This is a genomic window from Clostridium beijerinckii, assembly GCA_003129525.1.
GTDB lineage: Bacteria > Bacillota > Clostridia > Clostridiales > Clostridiaceae > Clostridium > Clostridium beijerinckii_D.
On record CP029329.1, the window covers coordinates 3,867,973 to 3,892,673 of the forward strand.

Genomic DNA, 24,701 nt, shown 5'->3' on the forward strand with positions numbered 1-24,701 from the left:
TTACCATATTACCATATATATTCTTCAGAATATGCGCCAAAAATGCGGGTTTAGAGGATTTCATTGTAAAAATTTTCAATTATTCAACAACCTAGTTTAATTTTAATTTTTTATATCCTAGGCATTATAAGCTCACTGTTTAAAGACGTACAGGAATACTTTTATTACTTAAATATTGTTTAACTTCGTCAACTGTCAATTCCCCATAATGAAAAAGTGAAGCTGCAAGCGCTGCATCTGCTATGTTGCTCTCAAACACATCATAAAAATCCTCTAAGCATCCACATCCTCCTGATGCAATTACAGGAACATTGGTTATGTCGCTTACAGCTTTAGTTAGTTCTAAATCAAAGCCCTTTTTAGTTCCATCTGCATCCATAGAAGTTAAAAGAATTTCTCCAGCACCAAGTGAGGTTGCTTCTTCAACCCACGTTAACAAATCCATTCCCGTATCAATTCTTCCACCGTTAATCACTACATTCCAGCCAGTATTATCAGCTCTTCTCTTTGCATCTGCTGCCAATACTATACATTGGTTACCAAAATAAAATGCTCCTTCTTTTATAAGGTTTTTATCTCTAACAGCTGCTGAATTTAAACTCACCTTATCTGCACCTGCTCTAAGTATAGATTTTATATCTTCTAAAGTTTTTAATCCTCCTCCTACAGTGAAAGGAATAAAAATCTTTTCAGCCACACTTTGAACAACTTTTTCCATTATACCTCTATTTTCATGAGTTGCAGTTATATCTAAAAAAACCAATTCATCTGCGCCTTGCTTATTATAATATTCTGCAAAAGCAACAGGATCACCAACATCAACTAATCCTTCAAAATTTATGCCCTTAACAACTCTGCCTTCCTTCACATCAAGACAAGGAATAATTCTTTTTGTATGCATATCTTAGCATCCTTTCTATAATTATCAATATTCAATTGTCAATGCTCAATTATTAATTTAAACAATAAGCCACATACAACTTTGTAACTCTAATTTTTTCAATTTAAAAAGAACTTGTTCTTTTATTGACAATTGATCATTAATACTTTTTTTCCATTACACTCTTGAAATCTTTATTGCTTCCTCTAAAGACAATGTTTTAGCATATATAGCCTTGCCAGTTATTGCTCCATATAAGTTTATATCCATCAAGTCTTTTATATTTTCTATGTCACAAATTCCACCTGAAGCTGTAATATCAATATTAACAGTTTCTTTTAGAGCTTTAAGCATATCCACATTAGGACCTTCTAGTGTTCCATCTTTACTTATATCAGTTACTATTATATTCTTAACGCCTACGCTTTCCATCTTCTTTGCAAAATCTATGTAATCTAAGTCACTTCCAGCTAGCCAGCCTCTTCCATATACCTTACCGTCTTTACAATCTATTCCAACTGCAATCTTTTCACCGTATGTATCTACTGCTTTTTTTAATAATTCCTCATCTTCCATAGCTATAGTTCCAAGAATTACCCTTGCTACTCCATTATCTAATAGATATTTAATAGTTTCAAAAGAACGAATTCCGCCTCCTAATTCTACAGGAATCTTAAGTATCTTAGCAATTTTTATTACTAATTCGTGATTTTGATTGCTTCCACTTTTTGCTCCATCTAAATCAACCAAATGTACATATTCTGCACCCATATCTTCAAAAGATTTTGCTGTTTCAAGTACATCCTCTGCAACTATTTCCTTTTTATCATAATCTCCTTGATATAATCTCACTGGTTTTCCATCAATTATATCAATTGCTGGTAAAATTATCATTTAATCATCTCCCCAAAATTTTTCAAAATAGATAAGCCTACAGTTCCACTCTTTTCAGGATGAAATTGAGCTCCCATAACATTCTTACATCTAACAACACCTGGAATCTTATTTTCTCCATATTCACTATAAGCTACTAAATCCTTATCATTATATCCCTGCACAAAATATGAGTGTACATAATAAACAAATTTACCTTCTTCTATGGAATTAAACAATTCATCTTTTTTGTTATATATTAAATTATTCCAACCAATGTGAGGAATCTTAATATTATTTTTTTTATCGTCTTTCATCTTAACAATACTGCCTTTTAATAATCCAAGTCCTTTTCTTTCAAATCCTTCAAAACCATTTTTAAATAATAATTGCATACCAAGACAAATTCCTAAAAGAGGCTTATTCTTAGCTACTTCTTCTTTTATTATCTTATCTAAAGATAACCTTTCTATAGTGTCCATAGCATCAGGAAATGCGCCAACCCCTGGCAATATTAATGCATTAGCATTTCTTATTTCTTCTTCATGTGATGAAATTTTACTTTCAAGTCCAAGAAAATTAAGAGCATTCTTAACACTACTTAAATTCCCCATTCCATAATCTATTATAACTATCATTTATACACCCCTTACAAACTTCCTTTAGTTGATGGAACTCCATTTTCATCATTTCTAAATTTTGCTTCCTTTATAGCTCTTCCAAATGCCTTAAATAATGCTTCTATTTTATGATGATCATTTTCTCCATACAAAACTTTTAAATGAAGTGTTATTCCAGCATTAAAAGCAAAAGCTCTAAAGAATTCAACTACCATTTCAGTAGCCATTTCTCCAACTTTTTCTCTTTTAAAATCACAATCAAAAACTAAAAAAGGTCTATTACTTATATCTAATGATACTAAAGCTAAAGTTTCATCCATTGGTACATAAAAAGTTCCATATCTATTTATGCCTACTTTATCTCCTATTGCTTCTTTAAATGCTTCTCCAAGTGTTATTCCAATGTCTTCTATTGTATGATGATCACATATATCTAGATCTCCTTTTGCTAACACTTTCAAATCAGTTTTGCTATGAAATGCAAATAAATTTAGCATATGATCAAAGAACCCAACTCCTGTATTTATTTCACCATTTCCACTTCCATCTAAATTTATTTCTAATTTAATACTAGTTTCTTTTGTTGTTCTATCCTTTTTTGAGCATCTATCCAACATATGAACCCCCTTAAATCTATAATTTCTAACTTTTTGAAATAAAACTTTCATAAAATTTTCTCATTTTAGATTTATTAACTATATCTATCACATTAATAAATTTAAAACAAATTATATCCAAAATTAATAATTCAACATTGATAATTGAGAATTTATAATTGATACTCTATTTATATACAAAAATCTTTTTTATTCCATCCACTACTTTTCTATTTTGCATAGGTGACCCAACAGTAATTCTAAAAGTATCATCACTAAAATTTCTAATTACAATACCATTATTTTCGAGTCCCTTTATAAGAGCTTCTTTATGTGTTGTTCTTCCATATATGTAATTGCCTTTAGATGGATAAAAATGTATATTCATTGCCGCATTTTTTTGAACTTCTTTAAGATTTTTATATAATTCTTCTCTTTGTTCAATTATTTGCTTTGCATTATTTCTAACCTTTTCTGGATATCTTAAAACAATAGCCGCTAAATTTTGTGAAATAGAGCTTATTGTATACGGCACCTTATAGTTTAATAATTCACATATATTATCTTCATGAGTTATTAAAAATCCAATTCTTAAGGATGCAAGTCCCCAAGCTTTTGAAAGTGTTCTTGTTACAATTAAATTTTTATACTTATTTATATATTGAATCATGGATTTCCCATAAAACTCATAATATGCTTCATCTATAAGAACTGTTGTATCTTTAAATGTCTCTAATATAGTAATTATATTATCTAAATCTATTCCAATTCCAGTAGGATTATTGGGATTTGAGAAAAGAATTAAATCTACATTTTCTTGTTTTGCAAGTTCTATAAATTCTTGTACATTAAAATTCATAGATTTACCTATATCATATGTTTTAAGTTCTCCACCAAATCTTGATACATAAAAATCATACATTACAAAATCAGGTCCTAAGCTTAATGCTTTCTTGCCTTGTGTAATTACCTGGCTTACTGCAAGTTCTATCATTTCATCCGATCCATTTCCTACAATAATGTTTTTACTTTCTGAACCTGCATAATTTGCATATAATTCTTTTATAGTCTTCATTTCATTAGTAGGATACCTATGTAACCCTATGCTATTTAAGCAAGATTTCATATTCATCTGTATATTTTCATCCATCTCTAAATAGATTTCATTACTATCTAGGTTAATTGTATATTCATCATAGGAATTAATATACTCGTTATAGATTCCCATTGTTTAATCTCACTTTTACAGAATTAGCATGAGCTGTTAGTCCCTCTTTATTAGCTAATGTTATGATTTTTTCTCCATTTTCCATAATTGCTTCTTTTGAATAATAAATGAAAGATGATTTTTTTATAAAACTATCTACTGATAAAGGTGAGAAGAATCTTGCTGTTCCACTTGTAGGTAATACATGGTTTGTTCCACCAAAATAATCTCCTATTGGTTCTGGGCAATATCTACCTAAGAATACAGAACCAGCATTTCTAACCATACCTAAGTATTTCATAGGCTCATCAACCATAATTTCTAAATGTTCAGGTGCAATAGCATTAGAAATATCAATACATTCTTCAATGGTTTTACAAATTATTGCACTTCCGAAATCTTTAAGAGAAGTTCTTATTATCTCTTCTCTTTCAAGAGTTTTAACTTGTCTTTCTAATTCAATTTCAACCTTTTCGTATAACTCTTTAGATGTTGTAATTAATACAGATGATGCTAATTTATCATGTTCTGCTTGAGACATTAAATCTGCTGCAACAAAACTAGGATCAGATTTTTCATCTGCAATAACCAATATTTCACTAGGACCTGCAATCATATCTATATCAACTTCTCCAAATACTAATTTCTTAGCTGTCGCAACAAATATATTTCCTGGTCCTACAATTTTATCAACTTTTCCAATGGTTTCAGTCCCATAAGCTAAAGCCCCAATAGCTTGTGCTCCTCCAACTTTGTATATCTTATCTATTCCAGCAATTCTTGCAGCTACTCCTATATACGGATTAATTCCTCCATCTTTATCTGGTGGTGTTACCATTACAATTTCATCTACACCAGCAACCTTTGCTGGTATTACATTCATTAGTACTGATGATGGATACGCTGCAGTTCCTCCTGGAACATAAACACCAACCCTTTCTAGCGGAAGAACTCTTTGACCTAAATAAACCCCATTATCTTTGGTCATTAAAAATCCATTTGCCTTTTGCTTGTTATGATATTCTTCTATATTCACCTTAGCTTCCTTCAATGCTACAATAAAATCATCTTCTACACTATTAAAACATTCATCTATTTCACTGGCTGAAACTTCTAGAGTTTTAAGATTAACTTTATCAAATGTCTTAGTAAGTTCAAATAAGGCTTTATCTCCTTCTTTTTTTACTTTTGACAAAATGTTATTCACACTTAAAATTATTTCTTGTTCCGTTTCCGTAGATCTTCCTTTAAGTTCATCAATTAAGCTTTTCTTATTGCTTTCAGTAATTTCCATAAACTTTAACATATATAAAATAGCCCCCTTTAATTTCATAACAAATCAATAACCACAAAAAGTAATTTCTTAATTTACTATATGATTTTTTAATAATTATTTAAAATATGTTAATTATAATTATCAACATTTCACGAATTTTGTCAATTATTAATCACTTCTTTAATTCTATCTATGAATTCCCAAATTTCATTTTGTTTCATTTTAAAACTTGCTTTATTTACAATTAATCTTGCACTTATTTCACAAATCCCATCTAATACAACTAATCCATTTTCTTTGAGTGTTGTACCTGTTTCCATAATATCTACAATACCATCACATAATCCTAGTATTGGTGCAAGCTCTACTGAACCTTCTATTTTTATAACTTCAACATCCATGCCTTTCTTTTTAAAGTAATCTTTTGCTACCTTTGGATATTTAGTTCCTATTTTCACATGGCCAACTTTCTTAAAGAGATCAGTTTCTGGCAATGATGCCACTATAAATCCACACTTTCCAAAACCTAAATCTAATACTTCATAACAGTTATTATCACTTTCTAAAATAGTATCTTTGCCAACAACACCAAGATCAGCTACACCATGTTCTACATAAGTTATTGAATCAGCAGCCTTTACTAAAAAATATTTTATATCTTGTGTTTTATCTTTAAATACAAGCTTTCTTCCTTTATCTTTTAATTCTGAAGGATCATAGTTCGCTTTATCTAAAATTTTAATTGTTTCTTTTTCTAATCTGCCTTTGGTTAATGCTATACTTATACTCATTTTATCTTTCCCCACCCTTAACAATTTTTATTTCTTGAATATTTTCTTCGGGTAATAATTCAACTATATATCCTTGACTTCTAAGTTCTTCACTCTTTTTTATAGCTTCAATTCTATTTTTTTCACTATAATACATCTTATATACATTTTCACCTTCATTTAAATTTTTATTAAGTTGCACATTTGGAATTACAGAATTAATATCTATTGAAAATCCTATAGCTGGAACATTAGCATTAGATGATTTAATTAAGCTATCATATCTTCCACCTCTTAAAAGTGTATTTCCTACACCCTCACCATATCCTCTGAAAATCATTCCTGTATAATAATTAAGCCTTGGAACCATTCCTAAATCAAAGGTTACATTTTCTCCATACCCCAATGCTTCTAATTGTGAATATAGAACTTCTAAATATTCCAAATTCTCTTTTATCTCATCATTAAATGCTAATTTCTTAGCATCTTCTAAAATTTTCTTATCTCCAAACATCCAAGGTAATTTGTTAAAGAATTTTTTATACTCTTCTTTAATATCTAACTCCTCTAAATAATCATCTAAACTCTTTAAATTTTTATCTTCTATGAATTGAGCAATAACTTCTCTACATTCTTGATCTATATCTAAATTCTTAAATGCTCCATTAAAGAATCCAATGTTACCTATTTCAAGTTTAAAATCATTTAAGCCTAACTTCTTTAAAGCTTCTAACGCTAAAACTAATACTTCTAAGTCAGATTTCTTATCTTCTATTCCTATAAGTTCAACGCCACAATCTGTGTACTCATTTCTTTTCCCACCAAGACTTTCATGAACTCTAAATACATTAGAAGTATATCTTAGCTTTATAGGGAATTTTGCATCCTTAAGCTTAGTTTCTACTACTCTAGCTATTGGAATTGTCATGTCAGGTCTTAAAACCAATATACGCCCTCTATTATCAAAAAACTTATACATATCTTCTTCTCTTAAGGTTTGAGAATTATAGTTAAATGTTTCATAAAACTCTAATGTTGGAGTTATAACTTCTTTATATCCCCATTTTTCAAAAATATCATCTATATCTCTTTCTAAAGATCTCTTTATAACACATTCATCTAATATTAAATCTCTTGTACCTTCTGGAAGCATATTCTTTTTATTCATTTTAAACCCCACCTATCATTTATTGCTTGATTATTGCGCCGTTGTATCATTGCATCGATTTAGCATGCTAAACTATCATTGAATTAATAATAGCTTATTTTTTTTGCCATGTCAACAATCCATTTTTTCTTACATATATTTATAACTAATATTTTTATTGGATAATTTTATTTACTATTTAATTATCGCATATAAAAATTAATGTTATAATATAGATTAGTTTATTTATAAAAAACTTTTCCATACTAAGTATGTGGATATTAAATTGAAAGGAGACTTTTTAATATTGATTACCAAAGATATAAATAAAATTAATAACAACAAAAGAAATATGCAAATGCCGATTAAAACTTCTGAATCTGTTCGACTTGGAGTTCTCCTTGCGATAGTTGGAGGCTTTTTAGATGCTTATACTTTTATTTGTAGAGGTGGTGTTTTTGCTAATGCACAAACTGGAAATATTGTCCTAATAGGAGTAGAAGCTACAAAAGGAAATTTCAAGCAAGCCTTTATGGCTTTTTTGCCAATCTTAGCCTTCATAACTGGAATAGTAGTAACTGAAATAATAAAGGACTTCAGCTTTCCATCTTCTACTTTTGTTACAGGTACAGAACGTATTATTTTAATTATTGAAATTATAGTTCTTTTTATTATAGGATTCATACCAACTAATGTACCTAATGCATTTGTAATTATTCCAATTTCATTTGTTTCTTCAGTTCAAATTGCTTCATTTGGGAAACTAGTCGATTCTCCTTATAGTACAACCATGTGTACTGGTAATTTGAGGACTGCGACCCAAGCAGCTTATAAGGCTTTTTTAAGAAAAGATAGCAACTCAGCTATTAAAACTGCTCGGTATGCAATAGTAATCTTTTCTTTCATAATAGGAGGTTGTTTTGCTGGAATACTAACTTCACAAATTGGAATTAAATCAATATGGTTTGCTGTAATAGTATTGATTCTCTCTTTAAGCTTATTTAGCATAGATGATTATATTTTTAAATATCGTTCGCAAAAAAATTAGACAAACTATCCGCTAAAATATTAAACTCAAATAAATATCTATACAAAAAATAATAGACTATTTTTCTAAATAATCGTTTAATTATCTAGAGAAATAGTCTATTGTTTTTAACTTTTATTATATAATTTTAATAAAACTTATTGAGCCACAACATTAAAAAATAATGCTTTTCCAACTTCAGTATCTTTTATTGCTTTTTTAGCAATTGAAGCTGCATTTTGAGAATCAGCAAGACTACAATCAAAATGAATTTGAAGTCCTTGTTTTTTTACAAATTTAAAAACCTTTTCGTTTTCAACCTCAATATTTTCTACTATCGATACAATGTCATCTTGTCTTAAAGCACAATTTACTACTATCATTATTTATACCTCATTTCTAATAATTTCTTTCAAAATAACAAATCTATGTTCTTTAATTGATTTTGTAACATGACTTTTAGAATATTAAGCATGTCCTATATATATATATATCATATTTTTATACATATTTCAATTTTTTCTATTAATATTATTCACACTTTATCCACGGGTAATCATTTTGATCAACAACATTATAAAATAATGCTTTACCAAATTTGGTCTTAAATACTGCATTATGTGCAATAGAACATGCTTCACCTACATTATTATAATTACATTCAAAAAAAATTCGAATTCCCTTTTTACTAATAAATTTAAAAATGTTTTTATCTTCAATTTTAACACTTTCTACTATTTTTATTATGTCATCTTGTCTTAATGGGCAATTTACTATTACCATTATTTACGCCTCATTTCTATTACTTTTTTCCCAAAAATGATATAGTTATTCTATCTAATTATTTTTTAAATATTATATTCCATTTAACATATATATTGTATTATAAGTATGCTTTAGATAAAGTTCAAGAAACAGCTTATGAATATTATCACATGTTTTAATTTACTCTTTAGTTATTTTAAATATAGAAATAATAATACCTCGAGAGAATTCTCGAGGTATTTAACTAAGACACATAAAAAATAACAAGTCAATATACTAGTCTATTTTGTATCATAAAGGAAGCTCGACTCGTATACACTCGCTGAGTACTCATAGAGAAGCGACCATCATCAAATCATAGATTGCACCTTTCACATGTCTAAAATGTCACAACTTCAATATCCTTAATTGATTTTTCCACTAGTTCATCTATATTTAATTTTTCTTCTTCTTTTCTAATTTTCTCAAGCTTTGGGTTAGTCTTTGGATGTTTTGGAACAAATATTGTACAACAATCCTCATAAGGAAGAATTGAAGTCTCATATGTTCCTATTTTTCTTGCTATGTCCATTATATCTGTTTTATCCATAGCTATTAACGGTCTAAATGCTGGCCTATCAGCACAATCATCGCTTACTATAAGTCCATCCATAGTTTGACTTGCAACTTGCCCTATGCTTTCTCCTGTACTAACTGAATCAATTCCATAAATATCCGCAAGCTTGCATGCTATTCTCATCATAAACCTTCTCATTATTATAGTTAGTTCGTCTTCTCTACATTTATCTATTATATCCATTTGTATCTCTGTAAACGGAACAATATATAGATTTATTTTTTCTGTATATTCTGCTAATATTTTAGCTAAATCTTTAACTTTGTCCTTAGCTCTTTCTGATGTATAAGGGTGACTATGATAATAAACGCAATTCACCTCAACACCTCTTTTAGCCATAAGATATCCTGCTACTGGGGAATCTATTCCACCAGATAACATTAACATCGTGCTACCATTCATTCCATATGGTAGACCTGCCGAAGCTTTTGTTACATCTTTATTAGACCAAATATAAGTATAATTATTTCTTATTTCAATATTTATTACAACGTCTGGTGTCTTAACATCAACATTTATTTCACCCTCGTAATTATCCAGAACATATCCACCAACTTTTCTTGAAACTTCCATAGAATTTAATTCAAAATCTTTATTAGCCCTATTAGTAATTATCTTAAACGTCTTTTCTTTTGCTTCTTTAACTTTATCTAAAGCAGCTTCTTTTATTTTGTTAAAGTCTATTTCCACTTCCTTAACTAAACATACTTCAAGTATTCCAAACACCTTGCTAATTCTTTTAATACTTTCTTCTATTTCGTCAGTCTTAATAAAATATCTTCCACTATCATGTATAAATTCTGCTTCTATACCTTCAAGCTTCTTACCTATATTGTCTCTTAATTTTCTTTCAAATTTACCTCTGTTTAATCCTTTTAAAAATATTTCTGGCGCATACTTTACTAAAATAAGTTCACTCATTATTTTTTAATCCTCCTTAAAAATTTAAGTCCTTTTTCTAAAGTTTCTATTACATAATCTACTTCTTCTATTTTATTATCATCTGAAAAAGAAAATCTAATCCCTCCTGATATTTCATCATTTGTAAGTCCTAATGCTTTTAATACATAGCTCCCACCAATTTTTTCTCTTTCTTTAGATGAGCAAGCTGAACCTGTAGAAACATAAATTCCTGCTTCTTCCAAGAAGTGAAGTAATACCTCACCTTTTACTCCTTTAAATGATACATTTAAAATATATGGAGAAAAACTTTCATTTAATAAACTGTTAATTCTTATATCCTTTATATTATGTAGTTTTTCAACGAATCTCTTTTTTATGTTAAAAACCTTTTTATAATTTTCATTCATATTTTCATAGGCTAAATTAGCTGCTAGGCTTAATCCCATTATACCAGGTATATTTTGTGTACCAGCCCTTATTCCAAATTCTTGTGATCCACCCTCTATTAAAGGAATCACATTACTAGGCTTTTTAATATAAATAAAACCTGTTCCTTTCGGTCCATGAAATTTATGCCCACTTACAGTCAAAAAGTCTATATTCATTTTCTTAACATCTATATATAACTTACTATAACTTTGAACCCCATCTACATGAAATTTAGTTCTTGTACTACCTTCCTTTATGATTTCTCCTATTGTTTTTAAATCTTGGATTACTCCAATTTCATTATTCACATGTATTATAGATACAAGAACTGTTTCTTTAGTTATAGAATTCTTTAAATGTTCTAAATCAACTTTACCATTTTCATCTATTTTTACAAATGTAACCTTAACACCACCATCTTCTAACCTCTTTATTGTATTTAAAATAGATGCGTGTTCAAAAGGTGTTGTAATAAGATGGGTTCCTGGCTTTAAAATCCCCTTAAGAACTAAATTATTTCCTTCACTTCCACCCCCATTAAAATGTATTTCATTTTCACTAGCATTTATAGTCTTAGCTAAAGCTTCTCTACATTCCTTTATCTTTCGTTCGCTTTTCAATCCCAAATTATGTAGTGAAGATGGATTTCCATAAAACTCTTTCATTCCAAAGGCTACTTCATCAATAATCTTATCTAAAGGCTTTGTTGTTGAGCTATTATCAAAATAAACTTCCATTAAATCTTCTTCCTTTCAAGTTTATACTCCTTTTTTCTATTCCACTCCCAATCACTGACTTTTCTTATAAACTTACTATGTAATATACATGTTTTATTATAACAAAAAAACAATATCTGCATAGTCCCTTTTATGAATTAAGTGACATAAAAAATACTTATTCAAAATATAAAAAGTAAATATCAAATTTATTAGTTATCTCCAGTTCTATCTTTACCATCTTTTTTTAATTTAACTATCTCTGCTTCCTGTTCTTCTATAATCTTTTTATAATTTATTTCCTTTTTTCCCCATTCCTTACTCAGATTATTAATTAATGATGCCATTTCATCTGCGCTTCCTACAATTCTATTGAATAATAACAAATTAGATTGTAGAATCTCAGGAATTTCATCATGTGAATATCGAAGTCTATGGTCTATTTCACCATAACCTTCTTCAAAAATTGTTCTAACTTGTATTTCCGCAATAACCTTTTGGCTAGTTGGATAAAATTCTACTAAGTAATGTACTGAACGATATCCTGAAGCTTTTGACCTTACTTCAATATTTTCATCTTCAAAAACCTCTATATTATCTCCATCCCTAACATTTGCTGTTATCTCAATAACCTTCCAAGTTTTTAAAATAAATTCATGTATTTCGTGCCATTGATCTTTAAATATATGTATAACCCTTATTCCTATCAAATCATTTATTTCATTCTTATAGTTATCTACTGTAAACTGAAATTCATCACCATATTTACTTTTTCTATCTTCTGTTTTTCTTATAACCTTTTCTATTAATCTATCTGGATCCTTAATTCTAGACTTAACCAAATGTACCATTTGTTGCGAACGCAATATATTAGCTATAAACTCAGCTTGATTTTCATATGAATTTTTATATTCAATATAATCTTCATAAATTTCTTTAAGATTATTAATGTTAGTAATGTTTTTAGGAATTATTTTCTTAGAGTGTGGACATTTTAATAGAAATTCATCTATATTAAAACTCTTTTTCAATATTACACCATCCTTTTATTTACCTAATTATTCTTTATTACTTTATATTTATTATACTACATTAATATTACTCTAAAAAATACAGATAAATTTCTCACTAATTATATATTTTAGTTGCATATTTTAATCATTATATGTAAAATTAAGTTAGAGTATTAATAATATTCTAACAATTTGTCTAAGGGGGAATATCTATGCAAGAAGAAATGTTTTGTTACCAATGTGAACAAACAGCTGGAGGAAAAGGATGTACCAAAATTGGCGTTTGTGGAAAAACTCCGGAAATTGCAGGAATGCAAGATTTATTAATTTACCAATTAAAGGGTATTAGTTCTTATTGTACTAAATTGTTAAAAAAAGGTGAAAAAATTGATAAACACATAGTTTCTTTTGTTGAAGATTCTTTGTTTATGACATTAACAAATGTAAATTTTGATCCTGAAGTTCATCTAAAGGCGTTAAAAAAATCTCAAAACATAAAAGAAGAACTAAGACAAAAAGTTCAAGAAGAAGTAACAACTTCAGAAGCCCTATATAATTTAAGTGATTCAAAAGATGAAATACTTGAAGATTCTAAAAAAGCAGGTATTATGTATGATGAAAACTTAGATCCAGATATTCGTTCTGTTAGAGAAACTATAAAATATGGATTAAAAGGTATTGCTGCCTATTCTCATCAAGCAAGATTTGTAAACTATAATAGCGATGAAGTAGATGAATTTTATTTCAAAGCTTTAGCTGGACTAGCTGATATTAGTTTAACTCTCGATGATTTAATTAAATTATTAGTAGAAACCGGAAGTATAAGTGTTAAAATTATGGAGTTGTTAGATACTGCTAACAATAACTTATATAATTCTCCTTCTCCTACAAAAGTAAATGTTAGCATAAAAAAAGGACCATTTATTATAGTATCTGGTCATGATTTAAAAGATTTAGAAATGTTACTTAAACAAACTGAAGGAAAAGGCATAAATATTTATACTCATGGTGAAATGTTACCTTCTCATGGATATCCTGAATTAAATAAATATCCTCATTTAGTAGGTAACTTTGGAAGTGCATGGCAAAATCAACAAAAAGAATTTGATAACATACCTGGTTGTATTTTAATGACAACAAACTGTTTAATGAAACCTAGAGATTCCTATAAAGATAGAATATTTTCAACTAGCGTTGTTGGTTGGAATGGAATTAAACATATAGCAAAAGATCAAAATAGTAATAAAGACTTCTCTGAAATAATAAATAAAGCTTTAGAATTAGGCGGATTTGAAAAAGATGAAGAAGTTAAAGAAATATTAGTTGGCTTTGGTCATAAAGCAACCTTAAGTCATGCTGATACAATTATAAATGCAGTTAAAGACGGAAAGGTTAAGCACTTCTTCTTAATTGGTGGTTGTGATGGAGCAAAACCTGGAAGAAATTATTATACTGAATTTGCAGAAAAGGTACCTAAAGATTGTATTATTCTTACATTAGCTTGTGGGAAATATCGTTTTAACAAATTAGAGTTTGGTGAAGTTGCAGGACTTCCAAGGTTGCTCGATGTTGGACAATGCAATGATGCTTATTCTGCTGTTAGAATAGCTTTAGCTCTGGCTGATGCATTCAAATGCGGAATTAATGATTTACCTTTAGCAATAGTACTTTCTTGGTATGAACAAAAAGCTGTAGCTGATCTTTTAGCATTGCTTTCATTAGGAGTAAAAGGAATTTACATTGGTCCAAGCTTACCAGCGTTCCTAAGCCCTAATGTTCTACAATTCTTAGTTGATAATTTTGACATCAAACCAATTAGCACACCAGATAATGATTTGAAACAAATATTATCATAATATATATACAATTAACAATGTACAATTAACAGTTAAGAATGAATGATGAAATTTTACCATTTTAATTTAAGCTTATATTATAGATATATTAATAAAGTTTCTGCTAATTAGCTTATAGATTACATCTATAACTTTAGTAGAAACTTTATTTTATCTGTTAATTTTATGTTCTGCATAACTTTCATAAATCTTTCTAATACATATTTTCATTAGCATTTCAACATTAATAAATTCTGTTATTTGTGTACTAAAAAATAAGAAGAACTTAAACCTTTTATCTTAGGTTAAAATTCTCCTTATATGTACAATATTAACTTTTATTATTTACTAAAACTTTTTCTTCTAGGTTCATTTTTCTTTGGCGTAAAAAATGTGCTTTTAGATGTAGTTTTATTTCCAACTACTCCAGTTTTAGTTCCCGTCATTCCAGTTTTAGTTGTATTTTTATTTTCTGTAATTGATGTTTTAGTTACAGTTCTATTTCCTGCGATTGCAGTTTTAGCTACATTGTTATTACCTGTCTTTGTAACTTTAGATGTACTTTGGTTTCCAGTAGTTGAAGTTTTAGATGTATTTCCTGTTCCTTTAGCTTTAGGAGTATAACCAAATCTAGCTCTATTCCCTGTTGCTTTAGTCTTAGGACTTGGTGTTAAATTCACCATTGGGTATTTATGTCCTTCAATTACATCTATTTTCTTTTTAATCAATTTTTCTATATCTTTTACATATGGTATTTCATCTACATCACTAAATGATATAGCTATTCCACGTTGCCCTGCTCTTCCTGTTCTTCCAATTCTATGTACATAAGTTTCTGGTATATTAGGTAAACCGTAATTAATTACATGTGACAATTCATCAATGTCAATTCCTCTTGCTGCTATATCTGTAGCTATTAATACTTGTATTTTTTTGTCTTTAAAGTTTTGTAATGCTTCTTGTCTAGCATTTTGAGATTTATTCCCATGAATTGCTTTTGCTCCTATTTGTGAATCTTCCAAATACTTTACCAATCTATTAGCATCACTTTTAGTTCTTGTGAAAACTAATGCTGATTTAATTTCATCTGTTTTTAATAAGCTTATTAATAGCTTTTTCTTATTAGTTTTATCTACATAGTATAGTGATTGTTCAATCTTATCAACTGTTGATGATACAGGTGTTACTTCTACTACAACTGGATCTACTAAAAGTGTGCTTATTAATTTTTTAATTTCGTTCGGCATAGTTGCTGAAAAGAATAATGTTTGTCTTTTTTTAGGAATATATCTTATAATTTTTTTTACATCATTTATAAATCCCATATCTAGCATTCTATCAGCTTCATCTAATATGAATATTTCTATTTCACTTAAATCTATAATTTTTTGATTTACTAAATCATTTAATCTTCCTGGTGTTGCTATTAATATATCTACACCTTTTCTTAATACTTCTTCTTGTGGTTTTTGTGATACTCCACCAAATATTACAGCACTTTTTAAATTCAAGTTTTTACCATATGATTGAAAGTTATCATATATTTGTATTGCTAACTCTCTTGTTGGTGTTAAAATTAGTGCTTGTATTTTTTTCTTCTTTGCAGTTTTACTTGCATTGTGTAATAACTGTAGTGTAGGTATTGCAAAAGCAGCAGTTTTACCGGTTCCTGTTTGTGCACATCCTAACAAATCTTTTCCTAGTAAAATTGATGGAATTGCTTCTTCCTGTATTTTACTAGCTTCTTTATAATTTTCATCTTTCAATGCTTTTAATATTGGTTCTATTATTTTTAATTCTTCAAATTTCATATATTATATATCTTCCCTCTTTTTCTTTAGCACAACAAAAATGGCCATGATTAATAGCCATTTTTTATTAATACTTAAATCTATTTTCATAAGTATAACATGGTTTACGTAATATAGATAGCTTTATATTATTTAGACTTTAATAAATACCACTGTATTTCCAAACACACCCCAACTTCTTTTATAGCAAACATCTTCTGTATTTCTGCTTTAAGAATAAATGAAGTACAATGTCATGGATATAATTCTTTTATCATTAGTTACCTCTTTTACATATTTCACTATATTGCAAATCCCACTATCACAACATCCCGTAAATTAATCTGTTATATCTTCATTCTATACAATATTTTTGCAATGACGAGTGCATATATTCCTTGATGTAATGTAAAAAGTACTTTATCATATTATTTAATACAACGTGCGATTTTATCTAAACAACAATTAAATTATTAGGAAGGATGTTTTTTATATGCACGACAAAGATTCTAGTAATAAATCAGGGTATTTAAACAAAGATTTTCAACTCTTTCATTTGAAAGATAAAAAAAATCAAGATTTTGAATTTCATTATCATGATTTTAATAAGATAATAATATTTCTTTCTGGACAAGTTGTTTATTTAATTGAGGGAAAAGCTTATTATTTAAAACCATGGGATATTTTACTTGTAAATAACCATGATGTTCATAAACCTATTATTGATTCTTCTGAAACTTATGAAAGAATAGTTATTTGGGTTAACCCAGATTTTATAGAAAATCATAATTATGAAAATTGTGATCTTTTAACATGCTTTAAATTGGCAAATGAAAAAAACTTCAACCTTATTCGACTTGAAGCTAAATTTCAAAGCAATATACAATTTATAACAAAATCACTAGAAGCATCTATTAATTCAAATGACTTCGGTAGTAAGCTTTTAAATAATTCATTATTTATTCAACTACTTGTATATTTAAACAGAGTACATCTTGGCAATATGTATTTAAACAATGACGATGCACTTAAATATGATAAACAAATTGAAAAAATATTAAAATATATTAACAGTAATTTATGTACAGATCTTTCTATTGAATTTTTATCTCAAAAATTTTATATTAGCAAATATTATCTTATGCATAAGTTTAAAAAAGAAACCGGGTATACTCTTCACAACTATGTAATTCAAAAAAGACTTTTGATGGCAAAAGATCTTATAACAAATGGAGAAACCATTACTAAGACTTATATACAATGTGGTTTTAATGATTACTCCTGCTTTCTGCGTTCCTTTAAAAATATTTTCCATAAATCTCCCAGTGAATTTTCACCTAAGAATAAAAGAATTATCTTAAAATAATTTATATTTTAAGATAATTCTTTTAACTAATCAAATTTTATATGACAGTATCCAGTTGGATTTTTCTCTAAATAATCTTGATGATATTCTTCTGCTGTATAATATCTTTCTAACGGTTTAACTTCAGTTACAACATGATCTTTATATTGCTCTTGTATTTTCATTTTATTTTTATTAATTATATATAAATCTGATTCATCAGTATAATAAATTCCACTTCTATATTGAGTTCCTACATCACCGGCTTGCCTATTTACTGCTGTAGGATCAATTACACTCCAAAACTTATCTAGCACGCTCTCTAATGGAACAACTTTTTCATCATAAGTAATATAACATACCTCTACAAAATCTGTGTCATTATAACACACTTCTTTATAAGTTGGATTTTCTGTTTTTCCATTTGCATATCCTACTTCAGTTTTTACTACTCCTGGTATCATCGCGAAGAATTTTTCCACACCCCAGAAACAGCCTCCACCTAAAACTATTTTTTTCATATTATCACATCCTTTAATAGCATTATAAATCTAAATAATACTACCTTGCAATTATATTTATGCATATTAGAATAACAAATAAAATGCCACGAGATAACCTTTCAAGAATCTTTTTCTTTTTGATTTAATTTTCCATTAAAATTAAATCAAAAATAACACTGAAAATAAAGATAGGATAATCTACTTTTTAATTATCCTATCTTTTTTTATTATAATTTCATCTTAGTTTTTATAGAGTCTTATAATTTAATCATTCTTATTTTTCTCTTTATTCTGTGAGTTTGAATTATTTCTCCCACTACTGTTAGATTTTGAAGAGTTGCTGTTACTACTATTACTTTCTAAATCACTACTCTTTTCTGACTTAGAAGAATTATTATTTTCTTGTGACTTTACATTATTACCATTATTTTGTTTTTCAGTTGTTATATCTGTAGTCTTTGTTTCGTCTGTAACATTATTATTTTCTTCTTTTTTTCTATTTACGTTACTATTTTCTTCTTTTTTAACACTACCATTATTGTCCTTATTATTAGAAACGTTACTATTACCTTTTTCTGTTTCTACAATTGTAGCTTCATCTGAATCAACAGATGTTTTAGATGAAGTTGCATCTTCAGTAACCACATCAGCATTCATATCAGTGCCTGTACTATTTTCTATAGTAGTTTCACCACTATCAATATTTTTTCTTAATTCCTTAGTTTTCTTTTGTATATCTTTTACTGAACTAGTTTTATAGTCTTCCACAGTTATTGTTGAATCTAATTCTTGAAGCTTTTGTATAAGATTTAACTTACCAGGTGTTATTCCAAGTTTCCTTGCTTCATCTCTTCTTACAAGAGCCACTTTTTGAGTTTCAACCTCTGCTTCTGCATTATTGTCATTTAATGTTTCTTCTACAATTTCTTTTAAAGATTCGTCTAGCTCAGTTGCAACATCATCTTTATTTGTAGATGTTGTGATTTCGATTGCAGATAGACCATCTTCTTTTATGTATCCTTCAGAAATTGCATTTGAAATCACAGTACTAACTGCCTTTTCAACATCAGTATTTACTAAATCAGTACCTTCTAGTATTTTTTGACCATCTTCATTATAAGCCTCAACTGACACTACCTTGTCAAAAGTATTTACTCCTAATTCAACACTTGGATTAATATCCATACTAACATATGCCACTGGGTTTTTAGCATATGCATATCCACCTCCTGCTAAACTTAAAATCACACCAACTGATAGTGCTAACGCTATGTTTTTCTTCATCAAGATTTCTCCTAGCATATTATTTATTTTATTTTTTATTACATTGCTTTTATTATAATAACCTGTCTTTTTCTTTACAGACTTTTCAATACGTCTTCGAGTAGAAGAATCTAATAATAAGTTAATATCGTCATCTAGTAGTAATTTAGTGTCTCTTATATTCAAATCATCTAATATGTCAAATAATTTATCTTCCACTTATACAATCCCTCCTAATACTGTTTTCAGTTTTTGCATACATCTGGATACTTTTTTATCAATAGTATTAACCTTCACTCCAATATTTTTTGAAATATCTTTTGAACTTTGACGTAAATAATATTTCCTTATAATTATTTCACTGTCAGGTTCCCCTAGAGACTTTATAGCATCTATTAATGCTGAATTACTCTCTTTTAATAAGATTGAATCAGCTACCTCATCTACCATAGAATATAAATCTTGTGCTACATTATCTATAGGAATATGATTGTTATTCTTATTTTTTCTGTACATATCTATAGCTTTTCTTTTTGCTATAATTGCTAGAAATGATTTAATTGAGCCCTTTTGTAGATCTATTCTATTTTTATAATTAAATACTTCAAAAAAAACATCACTTACACATTCTTCTATATCTTCTTTTGAATACATTCCAGAAAGTTTATTAAATATTATTGTATAAATAAGTGCCATGTAATTATCCATCATTGTTTTTAGCCCTACTTCAGGCTTATTATTCAATAATTTCAGTAATTCAATATCGGAAATCAAAGTGCACCTTCTTTCTATTAAGGTATATGAAAAAATAATTATACATTTATTTTTTATAATACTTAAAATTTGATTTATATAATATATTTCGTAATATAAGTGGAAAATCTGACAGAAATTTAATAAAAATATAATATTTATTATTATATTCTTGAATTTAATGTGTTCATCTATAAAATCAGTGGATTATAGGTAATAATATTAACTACTGATTTTATAATTTAATTACTTATTATTACTTTTTTTCTTTATTGGCATTATTATTTTGTGAGTTTGAATTATTATTGATTTGTGAATTTAAATTGTTACCATTATTTTGTTCTCCAGATATAGTTGTCGTATCCTTTTCTATACTACTTGAATTATTGCCTCCTTCTTTTTTACTATTTGAATTACTATTTTCTTCTTTTTTATCATTACCATTATTATTAGACAGATTATTAATATTTTCATCAGTAATCACACTATCACTTGTGTCAGTGTTTTTGCTCTCCTCTGTAATAATCTCACCATTCTTATTATTTTTTCTTAGTTCTTTAGTTTTCTCTTGTATGTTCTTTACAGAATTATCTTTATAACTTTCTATATTTATTGTTGGATCTAATTCTTGAAGCTTTTGTATTAGATTTAACTTACCAGCTGTTATTCCAAGTTTCCTTGCTTCAGCTCGTCTTTCAAGAGCCACATTCTCTGTTTGAATATTTGCATCAATATCATTATTATTTAACGTTTCATCAGTAACATCCTTCAAAGATTTTTCTAGTTTATTTGCAATGTTTTCCTTATTTGTTGATGTAGTAATTTCAATTGCAGATGAACCATCTTTATTTATATATCCTTCAGAAATTGCATTTGATATCACAACACCAACTGCATTATCAATATCATAGTTTATTAAATTAGTACCTTCTAATATTTTTTTACCATCTTCATTATAAGCTTCAACTGATATTATCTTATCAAAAGCATTCATGCCTAATTCAACACTTGGATTAATATCCATACTAACATATGCTATTGGAGTTTTAGCATATGCATATGCATATCCACCTCCAGCTGAGCTTAAAATTACACCAACTGTTAATGCTAATGCTAACTTTTTCTTCATAAAAATTCCTCCTAAAATATAATTTATCTTTTTTACGAGTATATTGTTTTTATCATAATAGCCCATCTTTTTCTTTATAGATTTCTGAATACGTTTCCTAGTCAAATAATCTAATGATAAATTAATATCTTTTTCTAATAATAAAGTAGTGTCTTTAATACTTAAACCATCTAATTTTTCAAATAACTTGTTTTCCAATATCAAAATCCCTCCTAATACTTTTTAGCTTCCTAATGCATCTAGATGCTTTCTTTATCAATGTGTTAACTTTCAAACTAAAACTTTCAGAAAAATCTTTTGAACTTTGCTATAACATAATAATTTCTTTAAGACCTCTAAAAAGATGCCTTAATTTGATTTACATAATACATTTCGAAATATCTCCTAAAAATCTGACAAAATAGATAAAAATTATATTTTTTAAATTTAATTAAATGTTAAGCTATTTTTATATATAATTCATGTGATTTACTATAATAAAAGAAGAAATTTTTAGTTTCAATAAAGAAAAGAGCCTTATTAAGACTCTTTTCTTACATGTTCATATTTTATATTTATTTTATCATCTAGATTTATATAATCCCAATTACCATTTTTAGTTTTTTTAATCCTAGTGACGCCAGTTGCTTTTAGTACTTTTAAAGTTATTATTCATAAAAAAACTACTTAATATATACTTCTCCAATTACATATATAAATAATTTATTCTTTTTTAAGATTATATATTGCCACATTACTATTTTACTAACATAAACAGTGTAATTAACTAGGTATATATCGTTGATAAGGAATACGAACCGAAACTCCTGTCTCATCGAATTTATATTTTGTCCCCTCAGTTGGATTTTTATGCTCAACTAAATTCATTCCACAAGCATAAAGAGCATCAGCCATACCACGAGCGTCTTGAATAACAGTACCTGTCATAAATCCTTTTTTAATTAAATCTATAGCTTCTGGTACCGCATCAACTCCAACAACTGCAATTGTTTTTTCTTTATCGCCATTGTTATATCCTCTAGCTTGTAATGCTTCAATGGCACCTATTGCCATAGCATCATTATTTGCAATTATAACTTCTATTTTATCACCATATCGCAAAAATAATGATTCTGTTATATTTTTGGCTTGTTCCTTATCCCAATTAGCAAATTGTGATGCAAGCTCCTCTGTTTTTATTCCTGAATCTTTAATTGTTGACACTGAATATTTTGTTCTATTAATTGTGTCTAAGCTCTCAGCTCTCCCCTTTAACATAATATATTGCATTATATCATCTTCATTTTTATCTATATTTGATTTGTTTTTATTCCATTCGTCAACAAGAATTTCACCTTGAAGAACACCTGCTTGCTCTGGATAAGATCCTATAAAAATAGATTTTTCATAAGATTGAATAGAATTTTTTTTATATGGCTCTCTGTGAAATAAAATTACAGGAATATTATTTTCTTTAATTTTATTAATTACTTCTTGTGCCTTATTTATATTAACTAAATCTACTAATAAAAGATCAAACTCCTTATTTTTGAGTATAGTATCAATAATTTGATTTTGTGTAACTTGATCATCATTACAAGAAAAAAATGTAAATTCAACTTTACCCTCATTTTCTTTCTGGGTTTCTTTTAAACTATTAACAATTTCAGACACATATAGATTATCAATATCAAATACTACTACAGCTACTTTAACAGGCTCTCTTGTAATAACACTTGCATTAATTGTTCCTATTATTGAATTATTTCCTATTAATATGGAAAGCGTCATAGTTACAATTATAATAATTATTAATGCTTTACTTGATTTCCCCATCGCAACCTCCATATTATTTTTACAGTAGTAATAAAAAATATTAGTATCGTTATTAATTTTAGTATTTACTTTAATAAAAAGTTTATACTAGACATCCATTGATTTTGTTCTATTGATGTTTTTAGTCCATTTATATTTTAAATTTTTCATTAAAGTCTATAAACTAAAGAAATGATTTCGTCTCAAAATATAATTTTAAGCTTTCCCCTTAGATTACTATAGAAATGGTTAACTAATTTTTGCTTTTAAACTATATGTGATAATATATAGCTATATGAATACATATATTTCTATTATTTTAAAATTACATTCCAGCGATTATTATATTTAAGGAGGAATTAAAAATGATTCAATCTTTATTTTTAGCCCATGGTTCTCCAATGATGGCTCTTGAAAATAATGACTATACTAAATTTTTAGGTGCACTTGGAAATAGCATAAATCCAAAAGCTATTGTTGTTTTTACAGCTCATTGGGATAGTGAGATACTTACTATTTCATCTTCTGATTCTACGTATAACACAATGTATGATTTTTATGGATTTCCGAGTGAACTTTATCAAATTAAATATAAGGCAAAAGGCTGTGCTTTAATTGCATCAAGGATTGAAGATAAACTAAAAAAACAAGGCATTGAAGTAAAAAAGGATTTAACTAGAGGATTGGACCATGGAGCTTGGACGCTTCTAAAACATCTTTACCCAAATGCGAATATACCTGTTATACAAATTTCTATAAATTCTCATTTACCTATTGAAGATCAAGTTAATATTGGTAATGCTCTTCAGGATCTTGGAGAGGAAGATATTTTAGTAATTGGTAGTGGCAATACTGTTCATAACTTAAGATTAGTTAAATGGGAACAAACATCTGTAGATTCCTTTGCACAGGAATTTGATGATTGGTTAATTGATAAAATAAAAAATAAGGACTTGACTTCTCTCTTTAACTATAGAGATTTAGCGCCTAGCTCTAATTTAGCAGTTCCAACAGCAGATCATTTTGTACCATTATTTATAGCACTAGGTAGTAGTAAAAATTTAAATCCTGAAATTCTGAATAGACACTATGAATTAGGGAATTTAAGTTATCTTTGTTTTAAATTTTAGAATAATACTTTAGATTTCATCGATAATTTTATGATGTTTGTTGTGCTAGCTAATTTAACTAACACAACAAATTAAATTAACTAGGTATATATCGTTGATAAGGAATACGAATTGAAACTCCTGTCTCATGGATTTGACCTTGCAATTGCTTCTAAATTCTCTTAGGGTCCATTTAACATAATATATTGAATTATATTATCTTTATTTTTATCTATATAAGATTTGTTTTCAATCCATTCATCAACAAAAATTTCTCCTTTAAATATACCAGCTTCCTCTAGATTAATTCCTGCGAATATAGCTCCTTAATAGGATTTAAGA

At 27.8% G+C, this 24,701-nt stretch carries 22 protein-coding genes and 2 pseudogenes; 4 read left to right on the forward strand and 20 right to left on the reverse strand.

Going from position 1 to position 24,701, the window contains the following annotated elements:
* Window positions 1-139: 139 nt before the first annotated feature.
* The 8 genes from DIC82_17420 to hisZ form a co-directional block, all read right to left on the reverse strand.
* Window positions 140-901 carry an imidazole glycerol phosphate synthase subunit HisF gene (locus DIC82_17420; protein AWK52666.1) on the reverse strand — a complete coding sequence of 254 codons (762 nt, stop codon included), beginning with the start codon at window positions 899-901 and terminating at the stop codon, window positions 140-142.
* A 156-nt stretch (window positions 902-1,057) separates the two neighbouring features.
* Window positions 1,058-1,774: a 1-(5-phosphoribosyl)-5-[(5-phosphoribosylamino)methylideneamino]imidazole-4-carboxamide isomerase gene (hisA, locus tag DIC82_17425; GenBank protein AWK52667.1), complete on the reverse strand. Its 717-nt coding sequence runs from the start codon at window positions 1,772-1,774 to the stop codon at window positions 1,058-1,060.
* The gene (gene hisH / locus DIC82_17430) at window positions 1,771-2,391 is read right to left on the reverse strand and encodes an imidazole glycerol phosphate synthase subunit HisH (protein ID AWK52668.1); all 621 of its coding nucleotides are present in this window, start codon (window positions 2,389-2,391) and stop codon (window positions 1,771-1,773) included. Before hisH ends, hisA begins: the two co-directional genes overlap by 4 nt.
* Before the next feature lie 11 nt (window positions 2,392-2,402).
* A complete protein-coding gene (locus DIC82_17435) occupies window positions 2,403-2,990 on the reverse strand; it encodes an imidazoleglycerol-phosphate dehydratase HisB (GenBank protein AWK52669.1) in 588 nt (195 codons plus the stop codon).
* A gap of 166 nt (window positions 2,991-3,156) precedes the next feature.
* Window positions 3,157-4,197, reverse strand: coding sequence for an aminotransferase class I/II (locus tag DIC82_17440; protein ID AWK52670.1), 1,041 nt, complete (start codon window positions 4,195-4,197; stop codon window positions 3,157-3,159).
* Window positions 4,184-5,482 (reverse strand): histidinol dehydrogenase, encoded by a 1,299-nt coding sequence (hisD, locus tag DIC82_17445; protein AWK52671.1) that lies wholly within the window; start codon window positions 5,480-5,482, stop codon window positions 4,184-4,186. The genes DIC82_17440 and hisD overlap by 14 nt, the downstream gene beginning before the upstream one ends.
* Before the next feature lie 131 nt (window positions 5,483-5,613).
* The gene (locus DIC82_17450) at window positions 5,614-6,243 is read right to left on the reverse strand and encodes an ATP phosphoribosyltransferase (GenBank protein ID AWK52672.1); all 630 of its coding nucleotides are present in this window, start codon (window positions 6,241-6,243) and stop codon (window positions 5,614-5,616) included.
* A 1-nt stretch (window position 6,244) separates the two neighbouring features.
* A complete protein-coding gene (gene hisZ, locus DIC82_17455; protein ID AWK52673.1) occupies window positions 6,245-7,390 on the reverse strand; it encodes an ATP phosphoribosyltransferase regulatory subunit in 1,146 nt (381 codons plus the stop codon).
* A gap of 331 nt (window positions 7,391-7,721) precedes the next feature.
* On the opposite strand from hisZ, the gene DIC82_17460 reads away from it, so the two are divergent.
* Window positions 7,722-8,417 (forward strand): DUF1275 domain-containing protein, encoded by a 696-nt coding sequence (locus DIC82_17460; GenBank protein ID AWK53122.1) that lies wholly within the window; start codon window positions 7,722-7,724, stop codon window positions 8,415-8,417.
* Window positions 8,418-8,554: 137 nt separating this feature from the next.
* On the opposite strand, the gene DIC82_17465 is transcribed toward DIC82_17460, so the two are convergent.
* From DIC82_17465 to DIC82_17485, 5 genes are all read right to left on the reverse strand, one after another.
* Entirely contained in the window at window positions 8,555-8,779 is a 225-nt protein-coding gene (locus tag DIC82_17465) for a hypothetical protein (GenBank protein AWK52674.1), read from the reverse strand.
* A gap of 148 nt (window positions 8,780-8,927) precedes the next feature.
* Window positions 8,928-9,179: a hypothetical protein gene (locus DIC82_17470; protein AWK52675.1), complete on the reverse strand. Its 252-nt coding sequence runs from the start codon at window positions 9,177-9,179 to the stop codon at window positions 8,928-8,930.
* Window positions 9,180-9,540: 361 nt separating this feature from the next.
* The gene (locus tag DIC82_17475) at window positions 9,541-10,698 is read right to left on the reverse strand and encodes a tRNA 4-thiouridine(8) synthase ThiI (GenBank protein ID AWK52676.1); all 1,158 of its coding nucleotides are present in this window, start codon (window positions 10,696-10,698) and stop codon (window positions 9,541-9,543) included.
* Window positions 10,698-11,846, reverse strand: a complete 1,149-nt coding sequence (locus DIC82_17480) for a cysteine desulfurase NifS (protein ID AWK52677.1) — start codon at window positions 11,844-11,846, stop codon at window positions 10,698-10,700. Before DIC82_17480 ends, DIC82_17475 begins: the two co-directional genes overlap by 1 nt.
* 191 nt (window positions 11,847-12,037) lie before the next feature.
* A complete protein-coding gene (locus DIC82_17485) occupies window positions 12,038-12,856 on the reverse strand; it encodes a GTP pyrophosphokinase (GenBank protein ID AWK52678.1) in 819 nt (272 codons plus the stop codon).
* Window positions 12,857-13,050: 194 nt separating this feature from the next.
* On the opposite strand from DIC82_17485, the gene DIC82_17490 reads away from it, so the two are divergent.
* The gene (locus DIC82_17490; protein ID AWK52679.1) at window positions 13,051-14,694 is read left to right on the forward strand and encodes a hydroxylamine reductase; all 1,644 of its coding nucleotides are present in this window, start codon (window positions 13,051-13,053) and stop codon (window positions 14,692-14,694) included.
* 320 nt (window positions 14,695-15,014) lie between these two features.
* On the opposite strand, the gene DIC82_17495 is transcribed toward DIC82_17490, so the two are convergent.
* Both DIC82_17495 and DIC82_17500 read right to left on the reverse strand, forming a co-directional pair.
* The gene (locus tag DIC82_17495) at window positions 15,015-16,484 is read right to left on the reverse strand and encodes a DEAD/DEAH box helicase (GenBank protein ID AWK52680.1); all 1,470 of its coding nucleotides are present in this window, start codon (window positions 16,482-16,484) and stop codon (window positions 15,015-15,017) included.
* A gap of 128 nt (window positions 16,485-16,612) precedes the next feature.
* Window positions 16,613-16,799, reverse strand: a pseudogene (locus DIC82_17500) (MBL fold metallo-hydrolase).
* Between the two features lie 157 nt (window positions 16,800-16,956).
* On the opposite strand from DIC82_17500, the gene DIC82_17505 reads away from it, so the two are divergent.
* Complete coding sequence (locus tag DIC82_17505; protein ID AWK52681.1) at window positions 16,957-17,829, forward strand: AraC family transcriptional regulator; 873 nt, start codon at window positions 16,957-16,959, stop codon at window positions 17,827-17,829.
* 26 nt (window positions 17,830-17,855) lie between these two features.
* Here the strand turns inward: DIC82_17505 and msrA are convergent, their stop codons facing one another.
* The 5 genes and pseudogenes from msrA to DIC82_17530 all read right to left on the reverse strand — a co-directional run bounded on the left by msrA (window position 17,856) and on the right by DIC82_17530 (window position 23,283).
* Entirely contained in the window at window positions 17,856-18,329 is a 474-nt protein-coding gene (msrA, locus tag DIC82_17510; GenBank protein ID AWK52682.1) for a peptide-methionine (S)-S-oxide reductase, read from the reverse strand.
* Window positions 18,330-18,638: 309 nt separating this feature from the next.
* Window positions 18,639-19,793 (reverse strand): annotated as a pseudogene (locus DIC82_17515) (hypothetical protein).
* Entirely contained in the window at window positions 19,794-20,348 is a 555-nt protein-coding gene (locus DIC82_17520) for an RNA polymerase subunit sigma-24 (protein ID AWK52683.1), read from the reverse strand.
* Between the two features lie 235 nt (window positions 20,349-20,583).
* Window positions 20,584-21,654: a hypothetical protein gene (locus DIC82_17525; protein ID AWK52684.1), complete on the reverse strand. Its 1,071-nt coding sequence runs from the start codon at window positions 21,652-21,654 to the stop codon at window positions 20,584-20,586.
* Window positions 21,655-22,218: 564 nt separating this feature from the next.
* Complete coding sequence (locus DIC82_17530; protein AWK52685.1) at window positions 22,219-23,283, reverse strand: galactose ABC transporter substrate-binding protein; 1,065 nt, start codon at window positions 23,281-23,283, stop codon at window positions 22,219-22,221.
* Window positions 23,284-23,615: 332 nt separating this feature from the next.
* On the opposite strand from DIC82_17530, the gene DIC82_17535 reads away from it, so the two are divergent.
* Window positions 23,616-24,380, forward strand: coding sequence for a dioxygenase (locus DIC82_17535; GenBank protein AWK52686.1), 765 nt, complete (start codon window positions 23,616-23,618; stop codon window positions 24,378-24,380).
* Window positions 24,381-24,701: the final 321 nt, after the last annotated feature.

Excerpts from the sequence above, each read along its gene's own strand:
- DIC82_17495 (AWK52680.1), bottom strand. The coding sequence starts at position 16,484 with ATGAAATTTGAAGAATTAAAAATAATAGAACCAATATTAAAAGCATTG.
- DIC82_17465 (AWK52674.1), bottom strand. The coding sequence starts at position 8,779 with ATGATAGTAGTAAATTGTGCTTTAAGACAAGATGACATTGTATCGATA.
- DIC82_17470 (AWK52675.1), bottom strand. The coding sequence starts at position 9,179 with ATGGTAATAGTAAATTGCCCATTAAGACAAGATGACATAATAAAAATA.
- DIC82_17460 (AWK53122.1), top strand. The coding sequence starts at position 7,722 with ATGCAAATGCCGATTAAAACTTCTGAATCTGTTCGACTTGGAGTTCTC.
- DIC82_17450 (AWK52672.1), bottom strand. The coding sequence starts at position 6,243 with ATGAGTATAAGTATAGCATTAACCAAAGGCAGATTAGAAAAAGAAACA.
- DIC82_17480 (AWK52677.1), bottom strand. The coding sequence starts at position 11,846 with ATGGAAGTTTATTTTGATAATAGCTCAACAACAAAGCCTTTAGATAAG.
- hisA (AWK52667.1), bottom strand. The coding sequence starts at position 1,774 with ATGATAATTTTACCAGCAATTGATATAATTGATGGAAAACCAGTGAGA.
- DIC82_17435 (AWK52669.1), bottom strand. The coding sequence starts at position 2,990 with ATGTTGGATAGATGCTCAAAAAAGGATAGAACAACAAAAGAAACTAGT.
- DIC82_17420 (AWK52666.1), bottom strand. The coding sequence starts at position 901 with ATGCATACAAAAAGAATTATTCCTTGTCTTGATGTGAAGGAAGGCAGA.
- hisH (AWK52668.1), bottom strand. The coding sequence starts at position 2,391 with ATGATAGTTATAATAGATTATGGAATGGGGAATTTAAGTAGTGTTAAG.
- DIC82_17505 (AWK52681.1), top strand. The coding sequence starts at position 16,957 with ATGCACGACAAAGATTCTAGTAATAAATCAGGGTATTTAAACAAAGAT.
- DIC82_17535 (AWK52686.1), top strand. The coding sequence starts at position 23,616 with ATGATTCAATCTTTATTTTTAGCCCATGGTTCTCCAATGATGGCTCTT.
- hisZ (AWK52673.1), bottom strand. The coding sequence starts at position 7,390 with ATGAATAAAAAGAATATGCTTCCAGAAGGTACAAGAGATTTAATATTA.
- DIC82_17440 (AWK52670.1), bottom strand. The coding sequence starts at position 4,197 with ATGGGAATCTATAACGAGTATATTAATTCCTATGATGAATATACAATT.
- hisD (AWK52671.1), bottom strand. The coding sequence starts at position 5,482 with ATGTTAAAGTTTATGGAAATTACTGAAAGCAATAAGAAAAGCTTAATT.
- DIC82_17530 (AWK52685.1), bottom strand. The coding sequence starts at position 23,283 with ATGGAGGTTGCGATGGGGAAATCAAGTAAAGCATTAATAATTATTATA.
- msrA (AWK52682.1), bottom strand. The coding sequence starts at position 18,329 with ATGAAAAAAATAGTTTTAGGTGGAGGCTGTTTCTGGGGTGTGGAAAAA.
- DIC82_17475 (AWK52676.1), bottom strand. The coding sequence starts at position 10,698 with ATGAGTGAACTTATTTTAGTAAAGTATGCGCCAGAAATATTTTTAAAA.
- DIC82_17490 (AWK52679.1), top strand. The coding sequence starts at position 13,051 with ATGCAAGAAGAAATGTTTTGTTACCAATGTGAACAAACAGCTGGAGGA.